The organism is Desulfovibrio desulfuricans (genome assembly GCF_024460775.1).
Taxonomy (GTDB): Bacteria; Desulfobacterota; Desulfovibrionia; order Desulfovibrionales; family Desulfovibrionaceae; genus Desulfovibrio; species Desulfovibrio desulfuricans_E.
On the sequence record NZ_JANFYZ010000001.1, the window covers coordinates 465,139 to 481,847 of the forward strand.

The 16,709-nt window shown below is 59.1% G+C and carries 11 protein-coding genes; 2 read left to right on the plus strand and 9 right to left on the minus strand.

What is annotated here, in order from left to right; genetic code table 11:
• Positions 1–6: 6 nt before the first annotated feature.
• The 4 genes from NE637_RS01950 to NE637_RS01965 all read right to left on the minus strand — a co-directional run bounded on the left by NE637_RS01950 (position 7) and on the right by NE637_RS01965 (position 7,349).
• Positions 7–1,062, minus strand: coding sequence for a FecR family protein (locus NE637_RS01950; RefSeq protein WP_227117913.1), 1,056 nt, complete (start codon positions 1,060–1,062; stop codon positions 7–9).
• Positions 1,063–1,089: 27 nt separating this feature from the next.
• Entirely contained in the window at positions 1,090–3,288 is a 2,199-nt protein-coding gene (locus NE637_RS01955; protein ID WP_227117914.1) for a CHASE2 domain-containing protein, read from the minus strand.
• Positions 3,285–5,339 carry an HD domain-containing phosphohydrolase gene (locus NE637_RS01960; RefSeq protein WP_227117915.1) on the minus strand — a complete coding sequence of 685 codons (2,055 nt, stop codon included), beginning with the start codon at positions 5,337–5,339 and terminating at the stop codon, positions 3,285–3,287. The genes NE637_RS01955 and NE637_RS01960 overlap by 4 nt, the downstream gene beginning before the upstream one ends.
• 231 nt (positions 5,340–5,570) lie before the next feature.
• On the minus strand, positions 5,571–7,349 hold the full coding sequence (locus NE637_RS01965) for a formate--tetrahydrofolate ligase (protein WP_192111915.1): 1,779 nt from the start codon (positions 7,347–7,349) through the stop codon (positions 5,571–5,573).
• A gap of 256 nt (positions 7,350–7,605) precedes the next feature.
• Here NE637_RS01965 and lpdD point away from each other — a divergent pair, with 256 nt between their 5' ends.
• Entirely contained in the window at positions 7,606–7,974 is a 369-nt protein-coding gene (lpdD, locus tag NE637_RS01970; RefSeq protein WP_227117916.1) for a prenylated flavin chaperone LpdD, read from the plus strand.
• Positions 7,962–8,171 (plus strand): hypothetical protein, encoded by a 210-nt coding sequence (locus tag NE637_RS01975; protein ID WP_192111918.1) that lies wholly within the window; start codon positions 7,962–7,964, stop codon positions 8,169–8,171. Before lpdD ends, NE637_RS01975 begins: the two co-directional genes overlap by 13 nt.
• Before the next feature lie 63 nt (positions 8,172–8,234).
• Here NE637_RS01975 and bioA read toward each other — a convergent pair whose 3' ends face one another.
• The 5 genes from bioA to NE637_RS15760 form a co-directional block, all read right to left on the minus strand.
• A complete protein-coding gene (gene bioA, locus NE637_RS01980; protein ID WP_215647882.1) occupies positions 8,235–10,328 on the minus strand; it encodes an adenosylmethionine--8-amino-7-oxononanoate transaminase in 2,094 nt (697 codons plus the stop codon).
• Positions 10,315–11,265: a biotin synthase BioB gene (gene bioB, locus NE637_RS01985; protein WP_215647881.1), complete on the minus strand. Its 951-nt coding sequence runs from the start codon at positions 11,263–11,265 to the stop codon at positions 10,315–10,317. The genes bioA and bioB overlap by 14 nt, the downstream gene beginning before the upstream one ends.
• 177 nt (positions 11,266–11,442) lie before the next feature.
• Complete coding sequence (locus NE637_RS01990) at positions 11,443–11,853, minus strand: Ros/MucR family transcriptional regulator (RefSeq protein ID WP_192111921.1); 411 nt, start codon at positions 11,851–11,853, stop codon at positions 11,443–11,445.
• A gap of 332 nt (positions 11,854–12,185) precedes the next feature.
• A complete protein-coding gene (locus NE637_RS01995) occupies positions 12,186–12,926 on the minus strand; it encodes a DUF4851 domain-containing protein (protein ID WP_227117917.1) in 741 nt (246 codons plus the stop codon).
• A gap of 297 nt (positions 12,927–13,223) precedes the next feature.
• Entirely contained in the window at positions 13,224–16,640 is a 3,417-nt protein-coding gene (locus NE637_RS15760; RefSeq protein ID WP_275161328.1) for a tetratricopeptide repeat protein, read from the minus strand.
• Positions 16,641–16,709: the final 69 nt, after the last annotated feature.

A 16,709-nucleotide genomic window follows, 5' to 3' on the forward strand; every position in this document is an offset into this window, starting at 1 on the left:
CTCCACCTATCGTTGCTTACCGGAAAACGAACCAGATTCCCTCAATTGGCCATCACTGTTATTAGTGATTTTGTAGCCGCCTGAAACAGACAGCCCTGATGTGTTGCGGGCGGCGGTGCCGCTCATGGAGCCGGAATAATCATCCGCCGTGAATCCGCTAACATTCAGGCTTGAGCCGCTGATGCTTCCCCTTCCGCCCGTCATTGCCATAGGTGTGTCCGAGTTGCCAGACTGCATGACACCGTTGCTCACATTGCCGCTTGTCAGATTAACCAGGAAACTGAACGATCCTGTGTACACTTCATTGGTCAGCGAGCCAGACACATTGGCGTTGCCCGTCTGCCGGAAGCCCTCACCCAGCGCCTGCGCTACAATGGGCGTCTGCGCCAGTGTTGTAGGCGTAACAGGATTCCCCACAACAGTGGAAGGCGGCGCCAGTTGCGCTGTTGCGCCAGAGGCGGGGCTGTTGGCCGCCACGCTGCCAGACACCAGGTTATGGTCTGCTGGCGTCATGGGGGTAGGCGCGCCCTGCGGCAGGGTAATCTTGAAACCTGTTGGCACCAGCACACCGTTAACAAAAACCTGCTTGGTGGTGTTGGTTACGAATACGGTTGTGGTGCCGTTACCCACACGGACAGCAAAGATGGTGCCGCGAATACCTACGGTAGCATCCGGCGTAACCACAGAAAATCCGTCAGGATTTTTCTCCACAATCTTGCCCGTGATAAACCGGGCTATACCCTGCCCCATCCTGACCTTGAAGGCAGGATTCGCGCCTTCTGCGACCACCGTTTCAAGGCTCAGAGACGTGTTGGAACCAAGCGACACTGTAGTGTCGTCGTCAAAAAGAATCTGCGCCCGGCCCGTGGCGTCTGTCGTCAGCGTATCCCGATCCCCAACCGGGCTTTTCATGTCCAGCGCCACGGCCTGTCCATCCCTTTGGGCAGTAACACCTGCCTTGAAGGAAATAACCTGTCCCACATCCTTGGCCGTGCATACGCCTCCGGCCAGCAAAGTCAGGCACAGGGCCAAAGCCCCGCGCCCCAGCATTGAACGAATCATGTTTTCCCCCACAGCAACAGGATGTTTCTACTTGCCTTCCATTGTCCAGATGCCGTCCCACTGGACAGGCGGATTCTGCGCAAGCATGAGCGAGCGCTCATGATACAGACCAAACAGGCGCACGGCTGGATACCTTTTTGCCAGCGCGGCAAAACCAGCCGCAGCCTTGGCAAAATCCCCCTTTTCATACAGTGCGCGCGCCGCGCTCCATTGCGGCATGGCTACCTGAAAAATTGCATCCGTACCCGGCCTCATGGGCCAGTAGATGCTGACGGGCTTCGTCTTGCCCTTGACCCGCAGCACATCAAGATGAACAAAGGCAAAGGCATCCCCGCAGCCTTCCCTGGTATCCCCGCTCACCACCACAGGCGCGCCATAGCGTTTGCACAGGCCCTCAAGACGCGAGGCAAGATTTACGTTGTCGCCTATGAGGGTGTAGTTGATAAGGTCGTCTGACCCCATATTGCCCACATAGGCCTGCCCGGTGTGAATGCCCGCGCCCATCGCAAGCCGTATGCCAAAGCTCGCCTCAATTTCGCCGTTCAAAGCTTCAAGCTGCTCCTGCATGCTCAGTGCGGCGTCCACCGCCAGCGCGGGATGCCCCGGCACATCAAGGGGCGCGTTCCAGAAGGCCATGAGCGCATCGCCGATGAACTTGTCCAGCGTTCCCTGCCGACTGCGCACAATGGCCGTCATGGGCGTAAAATAACGGTTCAGCAGTTGCACCACATCCTGCGGCGAAAGCGATTCAGAAAGGCTCGTAAAACCCCGAATATCAGTGAACAGAATGGAAAGCTCACGGTTTTCGCCAGCCAGCAGATCGCCCTGCCGTTTGCTGATCCGCTTGACCACCTCCGGCGACACATAGCGCGAAAACGCGCGACGCAGAACGATTTTCTGCTTTTCCTCCTGCCAGAAGCGCACACTCAGCAGCAAACCGCCGCAAAGCAGGGTGGTGAGCAGACCATAGAGGGGCGAGAGAAAGAGGCCGCCCATAAACAACTGGCGTGAAGCCACGACCGTAGCGCCCATCAGCGCCAGCGAAGACGGCACATATACGCGCGGCCCGGCAAAGCCAAAGGCAAGCGTTGACGCGCAGGTCACAAAGGCGATTATCAGCGCCTGCGCGCCCGGTCCCCAGGAAGGCGACTGCACAAAATTGCCGCTGATCATGGCGTCCATGGCTGCGGCATGCACCTCCACCCCCGGCATCACCCTGTCAAAGGGCGTTGCGCGGATGTCGGCCAGACCGGGTGCGGATGTGCCCACAAAGGCGATACAACCGTCAATATCAGCCCGCTTTGCACTGCCATCCAGCACCTTGGCGGCGCTTATATACCGATAGGTATGCCGCCCCCCCTGAAAGGGAACCAGCATATAGCCCTCGCGCGAAACCGGAATCTTGAACTCCCCCGCCGCCACGCTGAAAAGCCCGTCCGGCCCGGTATACAGCCGCAGGGCATCTGTTCCCAGCGCGCGCATGAGGGCCTGCAAGGCCAGCGATGGGTAAACGGCATCACCAAGCCTGAGGAGCAGCGGAACCTGCCGTACAAGGCCATCCGCATCGGGCGATACATTCACAAACCCCACTGGTGCCTCAGCAAAAAGCTCCGGCAGGGGCAAAACAGCGCCTGCCGCTGACTGCAAATAGGCATCAAATGGGGGGGCATCCTTGCCGCCGCGCGCTATCATGGCCGGAGGCTGTGGCAAGGGGCCGGAATACGGCTCGCCCGCATAGCGGGCAAACGCGCCCAGCACCAAGGGCGCGGCGCGCACGGAGGCGGCAAGCAGGGTATCAAAATCCGTCAGAAAAGAAGGCAGGCCCACAATTTCCAGCGTCACGCCCCTGTCTCGATAAAGCCCCTCGCGCATGCTCGCTGGGGAGGTTCTGTCCGGCTCTGCAAACATGATATCCAGCCCTATGGAAGCAGCGCCGTTTTGCGCCAGCCTGTCCACAAGGTCGGCCACCAGATACCGGGGCCAGGGCCACTGCCCGTAACGGGCAAGGGATTCCTCGTCTATATCAATAACAAGAGGAACCGGAGAAGGCTCGCTCTGCCGCCGCAGGGGCAGCAGCGCATCGTAAATTCTCAGATCAAGACGTTGCAGCGCCACAGGCTGCAGCACATACAGCGCCAGCATGGCAAGGCCGCCGCACAGCCCCACAAAGGCGGTGAAAAGCCACGGCTGACGCAGCAGCCGTTTCAGGGCACCTGCAATGTTCATGAAGCAGTATCGCGGGTTGTCTGTTCCGGCTCCGCATCAGGAAAGCGCTCATAAATCTTGGCGACAACGTCCATGATTTCTTCAAGGCATTCCACAAGCTGGGGGTCAAAATGGCTGCCAGCCTCCTCGCGCAGGAGGGCAAGAGCCTTTTCGTGCGGCCATGCGGCCTTGTACGAACGCGGAGAAACCAGCGCGTCAAACACATCGGCAATGGCGGTTATACGTGCCGCAAGGGGGATATCCTCGCCTTCCAGCCTGCCCGCGTCGCTGGGACCTGCATAGCCTTTGCCGTTCCATTTCTGGTGGTGATGGTGGGCTATCTCGCGGGCAAAGGTCATGAATCCGCCACTCTGGGCCTCTGCCTCCAGAATGCCCGCGCCAATAATCGTATGCGACCGCATGATAGCCATTTCATCATCTGAGAGTTTGCCCGGTTTTTTCAGCAGCAGATCGCTCACGCCCACCTTGCCTATGTCGTGCAGCATGGCGGCAAGGCGTATCTGGCTTTTGACGTGCAGGGTCACGTCCGGGTCAAGGCACAGGCGGTTGGCCCGCACCTGATACATTTCTGCGGCAATGGCGCCCACGCGCTCGGCATGGGGGCCGGTTTCGAGCGGGTCGTGCACAGAGGCCAGCCGCACAAGCCTGTTGATGCTTGCCCGCACCAGATGGCTGCGTTCAAGGATATTGGCGATTTCGCGGGCCAGCACCCGTATGTGCCGCTCCATGTCGTGGGTGAACTTGCGGGGTTTGCCCGTGCGCGGATCAAGGCTGTTGATGAGCTGCATCACGCCCGAGATGCGCCCCGCGTGGTCGTGAAAAGGCACCACGAGCATTGATTCCGTACGGTATCCCGTGGCCTTGTCAAAATCATCGCGGAACGAAAACGGCAAATCCTTCGGCAAGGCGCGCACATCCACAATATTGAGCATTTCGCCCGTGCAGGCCGCATAGCCCGCAATGGAATGAGGATTGATGGGCAGGCGCGCCGAGGAATAGGCGAACTTTGAGGCAGTGTTTACAGAAAACAGACTGTCGTTGTGCGTATAGGCAAAGAGCAGATCTTCCCCATCAACAAGAAAAATGGTTCCGGCATCAGCCCGCGTGATCTCTCGGGATTTGGCGAGGATGCGGTCGAGCAGCGTATTTTCGTCCTGATACTGCGAAAGGTCATCCAGAAATCTGTCGAGCCAATCGCTGAACTGAACCAGACCGCATTCTCCACAGGCCTGTTGCCTGGGCATGGGCAGGCTGAACCGCATGCCCTCACGCGCAAAGCACAAGCGCTGCCCGTTTGTCTGGCAACTGTGCAAGGCCTCGCGCTGTAGCGCGTCTATCTGCGCATCCGTCATATCCGGCGCATGGTGTGAAAGCACAATGCAGCCCGCCCCGGCAGCATGTCCCAGATCACGCCAGTCTTCCCAGCGGGAATGCCCCCAGCCTTCAATATAGCTGGCCTTGCTGTACATGCTGTCCACAACAGCTAGGTCCGCGCCTTCAAGCAGTTCGCGGGCCGCCTGCTGCACTTCGGGAGCGCGGGTTATTTCATAATCGCCGGAGTACACAAAAACGGCATTGTCGGCGCAAACCCTGTAGGCAAGCGCCCCCCCGGGATGGTTGGCCGCTATGGCCGCAACCGCGACGCCATCGGCGGGAAGCACCTCGTCGCCGGGTTCAAGGCTGTGCCGCACAACGTTTCCGGCAAAGTCGCTGAACGGTATGGGGAACATGCCGTGGGCAAAATGATTGTCCAGCACGTCCTCAAGCCAGGCGGGAATATAGATGTGGGTTGTCCAGCGGGGGGAATGCAGGGGCGGAAAGAACCCCAGCCCCTGGATGTGGTCTGTGTGCCCGTGCGAAATAAAAAGATGGCAGGTGCCGCTTTCCGGCAAATTTTCGCCAGCCTGCCGCAGGCCTGTACCAGCATCAAAAAAGATAAGCGCCCCGTTGTCGGAGCGCAGTTCAACGCATGAGGTGTTGCCACCGTAAAATGACATGGCCGGAGCTGGCACGGCAATGCTGCCGCGCACGCCTCTGAGCACTACTTCCATGCGATCCTCCTAGTGGATCAATACGGTGTTTTTATAGCGCTAACCCTATGTCTTTTGTGATTTTTTTCAAGCGGCAAAAACTGGCATATCTGATATTCGGTAATACTATCAACTATGAATAGAGTAGGTTGGAAAAATATTTCTGAAAAAACTTTTTTTGCTTATGAAAGGCAATAAAAGCGTTATCCGGCCAACCAACTGACCGGATAACGCTTTTATTGTATTGCTCGTCTAGAACACGCCGGTTACACGCCCGGTTGCCACATCCACATCTATGTTGCGGAAGGAGGGCCTGGAGCCAGTACCGGGCATAAGGCTGATGTCGCCCGCCACCGGGGCCACAAGACCAGCGCCGCCAAAAAGCAGCACATCGCGCACATGCAACCGCCAGGATGAAGGCACGCCCTTGCGCTTGGCGTCGTCCGAAAGCGAATACTGGGTTTTGACCATGCACACGCCAAGCTCGTCCGCATCGGGGCGTTCCTGAAGCGCCTTGAGGCGCTGGGCGGCCATGGGTTCAAAATCCACGCCGTCTGCGCCGTAAACCTCACGGGCGATGCAGACAATGCGCTCGGCAATGGGCAGCTTCCAGTCGTAGAGCGGGCGGAAGTTCCGCTTGGGCGAATTGCAGGCGTCCATGACGGCATCTGCCAGTTCAAGCGCGCCTTCGCCGCCTTTTTCCCAATGTTCAGAAACAGCGACGCTTGCCCCCGCCTTTTCGCAGATACGGCGGATAGCGGCAATTTCGGCGGGTTTGTCGGTATAAAACTTGTTGATGCACACCACAGAGGGCACACCGGAGCGGCGCACAATGCCGATATGGTGCAGCAGGTTGACGCAACCGGCCTCCACCAGACCCACATCTTCCCGCAGGTATTCTTCGGGCAGGGGCTGACCGGGGCGGGGCTGCGGCGCGCCGCCGTGGTGCTTGAGCGCCCGCACGGTGGCCACGATCACCGCCGCGTCAGGCGCAAGGCCGCTGTAACGGCACTTGAGGTTCCAGAATTTCTCGTAGCCCATTTCTGCGGCAAAGCCGGATTCGGTCACGTGGATGTCGCCAAGCTTCAGACCCACCCTGTCGGCAATAACCGAACTCTGTCCCAGAGCGATGTTGCCGAAGGGGCCAGTATGCACCAGCACGGGCTGGCCCTCGATGGTCTGGATAAGGTTGGGCTTGATGGCCTCCACCAGCCATGCGGTCATGGCGCCGTCCACTTCAAGGTCGGCGGTGGTCACGGGCCTGCCGTTGCGGTCAAGGGCAAGCACCATGCGGCCCATGCGCTGCCGCAGATCGGCCAGATCGCGCGCCACGGAAAGAATGGACATGACTTCGGAAGCAACGGTAATGTCAAAGTGCGAGCGCATCATGAAGCCATCGTTGCGCCTGCCGTCGCCTTCCATGCCGATAATCACATTGCGCAGGGCCTGGGCGCAAAAATCCATCACCCAGCCGGTGCTGACGCGCGTGGGGTCAATGTCCAGACGGCGCATGCCCGAGAGCCGCTCAAGGGTGGCGTCGTCATAGTTGCGCTCGTGCTGCATGCGGGATGTGAGGGCCGTCATGGCAAGATTGTGGGCCGCGCCCACGGCATGGATATCGCCCGTAAAGTTGAGAGAATACGGCGTGAGCGGGATGCACTGCGAAAGACCGCCGCCAGCGGCGGAACCCTTCATGCCCATTGTGGGGCCGCCCGAAGGCTGGCGGATAGCGGCGGACGACCGCAAACCGCGCCGCGCAAGCCCCTGCACCAGACCAATGGTGGTGGTGGACTTGCCTTCGCCAAGGGGCGTGGGCGTGATGGCCGTAACGTCAACGTATTTGCCGTTGGGGCGGTTCTCAAGCCTTTGCAGCACTTCCTGCTGCTCAATCTTGCCCATGTATCGCCCGTAGGGCAGCACTTCTGAAGGTTCCAGCCCCATCTCGGCGGTCAGGGCTTCAAAAGTTTTCATATTCTGTTCGGCATCCAGGGCTATCTGCCAGTCCGGGTGCTTGGTGGGATCAAGAGTCATGCTGTCTCCATACAACAAAGAATTGGCAAAATGGTACGGGCCGCCCGCTGGGGCGTCAAGCCCGAGGCATCAGGCATCGTGGCGGCCTTGCGGCTGCAGACCGCATCATATATATACCACAACAATTCCGCCATGTTCATAGGCGGATTTGCCCACCGCAACAGGCAGGCTGGAAATTTCACCGGGCACATGACAAACAGCCATAAAGCCCGCAACGGCGCGGCACCCTACCCGCCGCCAAAGCACAGGAGCAGCCATGCGATTCACCGCCCAACAGGGCCGTCTGAGCATACATCTGCGCGTTTTTCGCCAGGGGCGGGACCTGCAGGTGCTTTGCGGCGGCGGCGCAACCCATACCGGCGCTGTGGCTCTGGCCGCGCCTGCGCATGGTCAGGTAGAGGCCCAAAGCCATCTGGCGGGCTTGCCCGGCCACAAGGAAGACGCCCTCGCCCTGCGCATGGCCGAACGCATGGCCCATGCCCTGAGCTGCGCCGTGTGCGTCAACGCGGGCATCCACTACGACAACATCACCCGCGAAGAAATCCGGCAGGTCGAGCAGATGGTTCACGACCTGACGGAGCGTTGCATCTCCGCGCTGCAAAAGGATTCTCCATGCTCACGGTAAACGATCTTACGGAACTGGAAAACTACATCCGCAGCGGCGAGCTTGAAGCCGATTTCAAGGACGGTTGCGAAAACGACCGCTTCTACCTGCTTGAACTGCTTGAAAAACTCATGGACGTCTCCGAACTGGCAGACGCCGCCGCCACACGGCTCATATTCAAAGGACTGCCCGTTCCTCCGCCGCCCACAGAAAAATAACCCGCGGGGTGGCCTTTAGGCCTGCATGCCGGTAAGCAGCCACTGAAACAAGGGTGGCAGCCTTTATCCTTGCAGATGCGCTCCTGATTCCAAGGCGCTTGCCACCACAGCGCAGAGCCGCGCCACATCCTCAGCCGGGGTAACATACGGCGGCATGAGGTAAACAAGGCGGTTAAACGGCCGCACCCAGATGCCGTGCCGCACAAAATATTCCTGTAATGCTGATGTATTGACGGGTTCACACGTTTCCACAACGCCGATGCCGCCCAGTACGCGCACATCGGCAACGCCCTGAAGCTCAGCACAGGGGGCAAGCCCTGAGCGCAGGGCGCTTTCAAGGTTTGCGACCTTCTGCCGCCAGTTTTCCTCTTGCAACAGGTCAAGGCTGGCGCAGGCCACGGCGCAGGCCAGCGCATTGGCCATAAAGGTGGGGCCGTGCATAAACACATTGCCCCCGGCGCAAATGCCCTGCGCCACACTGGCTGTGCAAGCCGTGGCAGCCAGGGTGAGCACCCCGCCCGTGAGCGCCTTGCCGCAACACAGAATATCCGGTGAAACACCGGCCCATTCCGCAGCAAACATCTTGCCCGTGCGGCCAAAGCCCGTGGCGATTTCATCAAATATCAACAGCGCGCCAGCCTCGCGGCACAGTTGCGCAAGCCCGCGCAGGTATTCGGGGTGGTAAAACCACATGCCGCCAGCGCCCTGCACCACTGGTTCAAGAATCACCGCCGCAATCTCGTGCCCGCGCTCGGCAAAAACACGCCGGGCATCGTCAAGGCTCGCCGGGTCAAAGGGCTGGTCAAAGCGGCAACTTGGCCGCTCCATAAATATCTGTTGGGGCAGCATGGCCGTAAACAGGCTGTGCATGCCCGTAACCGGGTCGCACACCGACATGGCGCCAAAGGTATCCCCATGGTAACCGCCCCGCGGCGTAAGAAACTTGCTACGCCCGGTCTGGCCCCTGCCCTGCTGGTATTGCAGAGCCATTTTCAGGGCCACCTCCACCGCCACCGAACCGGAATCGGCAAAAAACACGCGCTCAAGCCCCGCAGGCATGAGGCGCAACAGCCTTTCGGCCAGATTGACCGCCGGTTCGTGCGTCAGGCCGCCAAACATCACGTGGGGCATGCGCCCGGCCTGTGCGTGCAGGGCCTCCATAAGGCGCGGATGGTTGTAACCGTGCACGGCTGCCCACCAGGACGACATGCCGTCCACAAGTTCCCTGCCGTCTGCCAGCACAATGCGGTTGGCTCTGGTGCGCGCTACAGTGCTGAGCAAAGGCGGCTGTATGGCCGAGGCGTAGGGGTGCCAGATGGTCTGGTGATCGCGGCGCACAACATCCGCTCCGCAGTCGCAAGCAGCATCCAGAGGGGTTTGCAGATGCCGCACCAGCGGTTCAAGCTCCTGAGCCAGAGTCTGCCAGCCCTCTGCATCCAGTTGCGCCACGCGCGGCAATTCCACAAGGGGAGCAGCCTGGCCATGTTGCGCCAGCCGCTCGCGCAGCATGGCGGCATTGTCGGCCAGCATGGCGTCCACATCCACGCCGGGGCAACCCGCTGCCGGGTCGGCGGAGGGAACAAGCACCACTCCGGCCAGTTGCAGACCGTTATGCCGCAATGCATCCATTGAAAGCAGAATGTGGTTCAGCCCACCCAGATAATTGCCGCCCACAAGCAGCACGGGCAGGCCCACCGAGGCCATGAGGTCGAGCATGTCCTCACGCTCGTTGAGCGGCACCCGCAAACCGCCAGCGCCCTCGAGCAGCAGCATATCAGCGGTGCTGGCGCGGCTGTGGCAAATGATGTCACTTCGCAGTCCTGCGCAGCTCAGGTGTGCGCCTTCGCGGGCTGCGGCCAGATGAGGCGATGCGGGCAGGCTGAAGCAATGCAGGGCCGTTGCAGGCAGCATGGCGGCGCTTTGCGGCATGCCCTCAACGGCGGCGGCATACACGCGGGCATCGGCCAGAGTGGCCGTATTGGCCTGCTCCGGCGCAACACCTGTCTGCACAGGCTTTACAGCCTGGGCGTTGATCCCGGCCAGCAGCAAGGCCCGCAGCAGGGCCGCCGTCACCACGGTCTTGCCCACATCTGTGCCGGAGCCAGCTATAAAAAGGCCCCTTAGCGGTGGGTCAATCTTTTCCTCAGCAGTTTGCATCGCAGCGAACCTCAAGCCCTTGCGCGGCGATCATTTCAAGATCATGCGCAATGCTCTGCCCGTGGGTTGTAAGATAATCGCCCGTCATGAGGGCATTGGCACCGGCGGCGAAAATCTCATTCTGGCGGCTGCCCAGCACAAGAGGCCTGCCCCCGCAGATGCGCAAGGTGGCCTTGGGCAAAATGTGCCGGAACACGGCAATGAGCGTCAGCGCTTCATCAGCGGTGAGGGGCTTCTGCCCTGCCAAAGGCGTTTCCGGGTGCGGATGCAGAAAATTCATGGGCACATGGCTCACACCCATCTTTTTGAGACTGAAGGCAAAGTCCACGCGGTCTTGCCAGCTCTCACCCAGGCCGAACAGGCCGCCGGAACACACGCTCAGGCCCGCCTCGCTGGCTCGCAGCACAGTGTCGCGCCGCTGCTCCCAGGTTTGCGTAGTGCACACGCTGGAGTAGTAGCTTTGCGAGGTTTCCATATTATGGTGAAACCGGGTAAGCCCGGCCCCAGACAAAAGGGCAAAATCTTCAGCCGTTAGTTTGCCAAGCGAAGCGCAGACGCGCGGGCGCACGGCGTCCGGCAGGCCGGAAATTACAGTGCGCAGGCGCTGCAATTCGCTGCCGCTCAGGGCCGAACCGCTGGTAACAACGCCAATGCGCGCCACAGGCAGAGCTGCAAGGTGCAGGATGCGCTCGCGCAGTTCATCGTCCGGCAAGAGAGGAAAAACCTCAATAGGGGTGTGATTGTGCCTGCTCTGGGAGCAGAAACGGCAGTCCATGGAGCAGTTGCCGCTTCTTGCATTGATGATGGCGCACAAAACAATGCCGCGCCCAAAGGCCGCCTCGCGCAGCGCAGTGGCCCTGGCAAACAACTGTTCCTGCGGCAGGGACAAAAGCGCGAGGGCTTCGGCGGGCGTTGCAGCCGCCTGTGATTCAGTCATGATATAACCCTGAAAAAGAACAATGATGCAGAGCAAAAATCATTTGCTGGCCGTAACCGCCCTGAATGGCAGCCATGCCGTCATACAGGCAGGTACAATGCCATTTTTTGGCCTAAAAAAAAAGCCCGCCTCGGGGGCGGACTTTCAGACCAATGACAAAGCCTGCTATTGCGGGTTTTATACCGGGGATGCTTGAACCTTGCGGCGCTTTTCCCACAGCTTCATGTCTTTCATCTTTTTACGGCGTTCGCGCTGCAGGGCTTTACACACCAGAGGTGCGTCTTTCTTGAAGCCCCACTTTTCGCGGTATTCAGCCGAGGTCATGCCGTGGCTGGCCAGATGACGCTTGGTAAGAATCTTAAAGCTCTTTCCACACTCAAGGCAGGTGACGGATTTTTCTTTGACCGACTTGCGTGCTTCAACGGCCATTTCGCCGCTGTCCAGTTCCACAGGCGTTTCGCCTTCAGCAACTGCTTTGATGCCCTGCGCCACTTTCTGTATAAAGGCGGCTATTTCTTCTTCGCTCATAACGCGAACGCCAGCTTGTGCTCTGGTAATTTCCAGCGCCTCTTTCAGATAATCGTCCATAACTACCCCTTTATTGTCTTCAATATACTCAATCTGACGCGCTGCGTACCCGCCTGATCGGCTCATTGACAGAACAGTCGGTCCCCCTCCCATCCTGATGGGGAGAACATACACAGCAGCTATTGTTTCGTCAATGTACTATACCCTATAATATAAAATTGTGTTGCAAATTTTACATAACCATTATTCCAGAATGTATTAACTTGTTGCAGTTACTTGGTGTCGGTGCAGGCGCAACAAACGTAAAAAACAGGGAGGCCGCTTGAAAAAACTTTCCCAAGCGGCCTCCCAGGCGAAATCCAGGTGTAATGTCAGATTACCGCAAGAACATGCTACTTTAAGACAAATGTGTCATACTTTGATGCAGTTCCCCAGAAGCGGTGATCCAGATATTGCCCGCGAATGTTCTTTGCATATCCTTCTGTAATTCCAGTCATATGTTCAGATACCGAAGCAACGGCAAAGGCGGCGCTGGCGCGCTGCTCAAAGGCACGAAGCTGGTCTGTCTGGCTTTCTGTCAGGCTTTCCTGCCCGGCAAAATTTTCAGGCAGAGGTTCTCTGTATTCCAGTATGACCTTGGTGTCATTAAAATTGTATCTGGCGGCAAAACCGCGCGTCAGCCAGCGCATGGGCTTTGCTTCGTCCGTCAGCCCTGCAAGGGCTGAAAACGCATCCTTTTTGCTGTCCACAATATAGGTGCTGGCCGCAAAGCCGTCATTGTTGAAGATCTCCACCCCTTTATCAACGCTAAAGGGGCGCTGGCCGTCGCTGTCCCAGTACCAGCCGCGCGGCACCTCAGCCAGCCCCACAATAGCCAGGGGACTTTGGGGGTCGCCCTTGCCGTAAACAGCAACCCACGCATGCAGTGGCAAGCCGCCGATAACGCCTGCTCCATCAAGGCTGACGCTTGTCTCGCCACCGGTAAGCAGGGGCATGTTCACCGCCTTCATGCTGATGGCCGGGCGGGCTGTGGAAACATAGGCCGTGTTCTGCATTCCCCTTTGCAATGCGCCGGTGCATCCGGCCATCAAGGCAAGCAGGCCGAGTGTAACACAAAGAAGCACTCTGTTCATATGCCCTCCAAGGCTGACGGCGCACATTACGTCCTGCATCATCTTGTGAAACTTGCGGGACGTTCCATCGCACTTATCCATTAAAATCGCATCAGGCAGACAATACCACCCCACGGCGGAACTGCTGCTGTGTCTTGTTATATTCCAAGGAGTGAACGCATGCAATGCGCCCTCACATGCCGGATCGGCATATGGGAGGGAGCCCGGCGCCCTGATGCAAGACGCGCCTGAGACGACAGCGGCAGGCTTGGTCGAAAGGCAAGGGCGAACAGGCCCAAAGGATGAAAACCGGGGAAGCTAGGGAGCGGCAGGCTTGGCAGCAGGCGCGGCCTGACTGCCGGCCCCGCCAGGCAGGTAGTTTTGCAGGTCGCGCGAAACCTCAAAGGTGTGCAGTTCCGCCGTGGCTGCCTTGGCAAAAGGAGAATCGGCATAGTTGCGCACAATATCCTCAAGCAAAGCTTGCGCCCGCGTGGCATCGCCCAGCTTGCGATACAGCCGGGCCTCGCGGAAACGCAAGCCCGGATATTCCGGCGACTCCTTGGGCACAAAGGCATTGTAACGCGCAAGCCATTCCAGGGCTTCCGGCACACGATTGCCCACTTCGCAGATATCCATGAGTGAAAGTATGGCATCCTTGATGCGCTGAGGGTCGGCCTTGTCGGAGCGTTCGTTCTGCAACTGGGTAAAGAGATCAATCACCTTGCGGTTCAGCGTGTAGGAGTTGCGAATGTCCTTGCGCTGTTCGGCATCGCGGGCAAGAAAGTACGTGGCGTAGGCCCGCTGATAGAGCGGGATATCCTGCCGCTCGGCAAGCTTTTGCCACATGGCGAGAGCAGCCCCGTTCAGATTGAGATTCTGGGCCGAGAGCGCCATGGCGTAATCAAGCTGGTTGCGCAACTGGGGGTTCAGAGGCCATGTGGCCACCAGTTTGCCAAGATCAAGAATCTTGGCCCAGGCACCGGCCTGAAGATAGCGGTTGAAAAACTCCGTAAAGGTCGCTTCCCCATACTGGGGGTCCATGGGCGACTTCAAAAATTCCGCAAGCATGCCAAGGGCCTGTTCTGTCTCACCCCGTTCAAGCAATCCCTGCGCCAAGGCATAACGCATACGCGGATCTATCGCCCCATAGCGCTCGCGCACCAGGGGAAAGCCATTCCACAAAATGAGAATACGCCCATAGTTTTTTTCAGCCATGGAATTGGCAAGCTCTTTCTGAAAAGCAAGCCAGATAATATCGCGGGCCTGCGCCACGTTGGCGTTTTCAGGATAGCCGTCAATAAAATCTGCGGCCTTGCCCATGGCCTCTGTATAACGCTTGCTCCAATAGAGCCACATGGCCTCCTTGAGCCGCGCGAGTACAGACTCCGGCGCAGTGCGCGAGGCCGCCGCAAGGTTGGCGTAAACCTTGGGCAGATTACCGCTGGCGGCTCTGGCAAAAACCTGGGTCATGGCCTCATAATTGATGGGCGAATCGTAAATGCCGCCTTCGGCCAGCCGCAGACTTGCCATATTTGCCGCATGGGTTCCCGCAAAATGCCGCGTCAGGTAGGAATACAGAAACTCGGCCCCGCTCTTGTTGCCAAGCCGGGTATACATGTCGCCCATTTTAAGGAGCAGGTCGTCATTGCCCTTCTGCCCGGGCACGAGGTTGTAATACAGCCAGTACAGGGTCAAGGCCGCAACGGGTTTGTCCAGAGCCTCATCATTGGCGCCCTGCAAAAACAGGAATGTGGGGTCTTCAATATAATAGCGGGGCCAGCGCTTGCTTATAAAGTCGAGGATAACCTGCGCATTGGTGTACTTGCGCTGGTTGTTCAAAGCCTGGGCAAGGCCCACGGACGCCTCCTGCAAAAAGGAGGATTCAGGGTACTTGTCGAGCACAATGGCAAAGGACTGTTCCGCCTGGGCATCCATGCGCCGCTTGAGCTGCGCCTTGCCAAGGGCCGTAAAACCCTGCGCCACGCCGGGATAATCCGGATAGCGCCGATACATGGCCACAATGTAGCCCCCGGCATCTACCAGATTGCCCACGTTGACGTTAACCAGCCCAAGGCGCAGAAGGGCCTCCGGCACGCGGGGAGAACGCAGGTCAAAATTCATGGCTTCACTGGTGGCGGAAACAATAGGCTCAAAGCCAGCCAGTGGATTATCGGCATATCTGGCCCATACGCAATCGCTGATGTAATACAGCGTTTTCAGGCGCATATCGGCGCTGATGGTGGGCATTTCCTTCAGTTTTTCCAACTGCGGCAAAGCCTCAACGAACTTGCGTTCCTTGATGAGCCGCTCCGCCTCATCCATCATTTTTTCCGGGTCAGCAGGCTTGGCAACAGGATTGCCCTGTTCGTCCACATAGACCACGGGCCGGGGTTCTTCCTTGGGAACAGCGGCCCCGTGTCCGCCTTTTTCTTCGGCATGCGGCAGGCCCACCACATTGTCCGAAACCTTGCCGGATACATTGCCGCCCGCGCCGTTCGGCTTTGCCTGACCGGCCACTGGCGCAGGCGCAGAAGCTGCGGCTGGCGCGGGCTGTTGGGCTGGCGCTGCTTTTACCTGCGGCGCAGGCTGCGGGGCGGGTTGTGACGCTGGTTGGAGTGCAGGCTGTGGTATGGCCTGCGGCACAACCTGCTGGACAGGCTGCGGAGCGGGCTGAACTTGCGGCTGCGCGGCGGGCGGTACTGCGCGCTGGACGCCATTTTGCGGAGCAGGCGCAGGCTGGGCCGCTGGTCTTGTGACGGGCTGGGTTGCAGGCTGAGTTCCGGGTTGGCTTGCAGGCGCAACCGGAACCGCTGGTGCCGACGTTGCCGCTGTGGCCGGAGCCGCAACAGGAACATTGCTGGGAATTGATGTAGAAAGCCCCTTACTGTCAGGCCAGTTTTCCGGCCCGCCGGGATTCACCCGGCTCATGAGGCTCTGGCCGTCCAGCGTCACGGCACGGTTGCCCGCACTGCCTGCGGCTTGCGGCACCTCGGCGGCTTCCGCTGTCTTGGTCGAGCCAAGGGAGGTAAATTTCAGGCTCAAATCCGCCAGCTTTGCCTTACCTGCGTCAAGCAGACCAGCTGCCCCCTGCTGCACATCGCCCAGCAGTTTTTGGGCCTTTTGCAAAAAGCCCACTGCGGCATCTGCGGGCAGGTTGACGGCAAAAGAAGCGCCCTGCCCTTCTGAATCAGCAGAGGCATTGCCCACAGGCACACCCGCCGCATCCAGACGAGAGGAATTTTCCCCTTTCTGGGGTCCGGCGGCAAAAATTTCTATATCCAGTTCAGAGGGAGAAGACCGGCGCATGACGTGGTTCACGGCCTTGGGAGAAAGCGTGATGCGCAACTGGCCGTTGGAAAGCCCGATGCTGTCGAGCAGCGCTCCCGCAGAAGGCGCTGCGCCGCTGCGTTCAAGCGTTGCGGAGGGATCGTCAAGATAGAGGAGCAAGGTATTGCCGGTGCGCAAGAGCCTGTGCACCTGACCGGGGCTGTCGAGCGTAAGGCGCAGTCTTTCCCCGGCGGGCTGTGAACTTTTTGACTGTTTCCCGGCAACCGTGGTTGCGGCAGTATCTGCAATGGGCGCCCAGTTCCAGCTCATGCCGTACGAAGACTGCGCGGGCAGCAAAAGGCCCGCAATCAGCAGCAAAGCCCCAACACGTGAGCAGCGTTGGGGAATCGCACCCTTGCGGGCAGAAATATGAGGCCGTGGCGCGGCGGCGAAAAGTTGTGTATTCACTTGCACTTCGCAGGATGTGTCGTGGCGTCTGAGCCGCAAAATCCAACGCAAATTCTATGCAAATTTTAT

Excerpts from the sequence above, each read along its gene's own strand:
- NE637_RS01975 (WP_192111918.1), top strand. The coding sequence starts at position 7,962 with ATGCTCACGGTAAACGATCTTACGGAACTGGAAAACTACATCCGCAGC.
- lpdD (WP_227117916.1), top strand. The coding sequence starts at position 7,606 with ATGCGATTCACCGCCCAACAGGGCCGTCTGAGCATACATCTGCGCGTT.
- NE637_RS01965 (WP_192111915.1), bottom strand. The coding sequence starts at position 7,349 with ATGACTCTTGATCCCACCAAGCACCCGGACTGGCAGATAGCCCTGGAT.
- NE637_RS01950 (WP_227117913.1), bottom strand. The coding sequence starts at position 1,062 with ATGATTCGTTCAATGCTGGGGCGCGGGGCTTTGGCCCTGTGCCTGACT.
- NE637_RS01955 (WP_227117914.1), bottom strand. The coding sequence starts at position 3,288 with ATGAACATTGCAGGTGCCCTGAAACGGCTGCTGCGTCAGCCGTGGCTT.
- NE637_RS01995 (WP_227117917.1), bottom strand. The coding sequence starts at position 12,926 with ATGAACAGAGTGCTTCTTTGTGTTACACTCGGCCTGCTTGCCTTGATG.
- NE637_RS01990 (WP_192111921.1), bottom strand. The coding sequence starts at position 11,853 with ATGGACGATTATCTGAAAGAGGCGCTGGAAATTACCAGAGCACAAGCT.
- bioA (WP_215647882.1), bottom strand. The coding sequence starts at position 10,328 with ATGCAAACTGCTGAGGAAAAGATTGACCCACCGCTAAGGGGCCTTTTT.
- NE637_RS01960 (WP_227117915.1), bottom strand. The coding sequence starts at position 5,339 with ATGGAAGTAGTGCTCAGAGGCGTGCGCGGCAGCATTGCCGTGCCAGCT.
- bioB (WP_215647881.1), bottom strand. The coding sequence starts at position 11,265 with ATGACTGAATCACAGGCGGCTGCAACGCCCGCCGAAGCCCTCGCGCTT.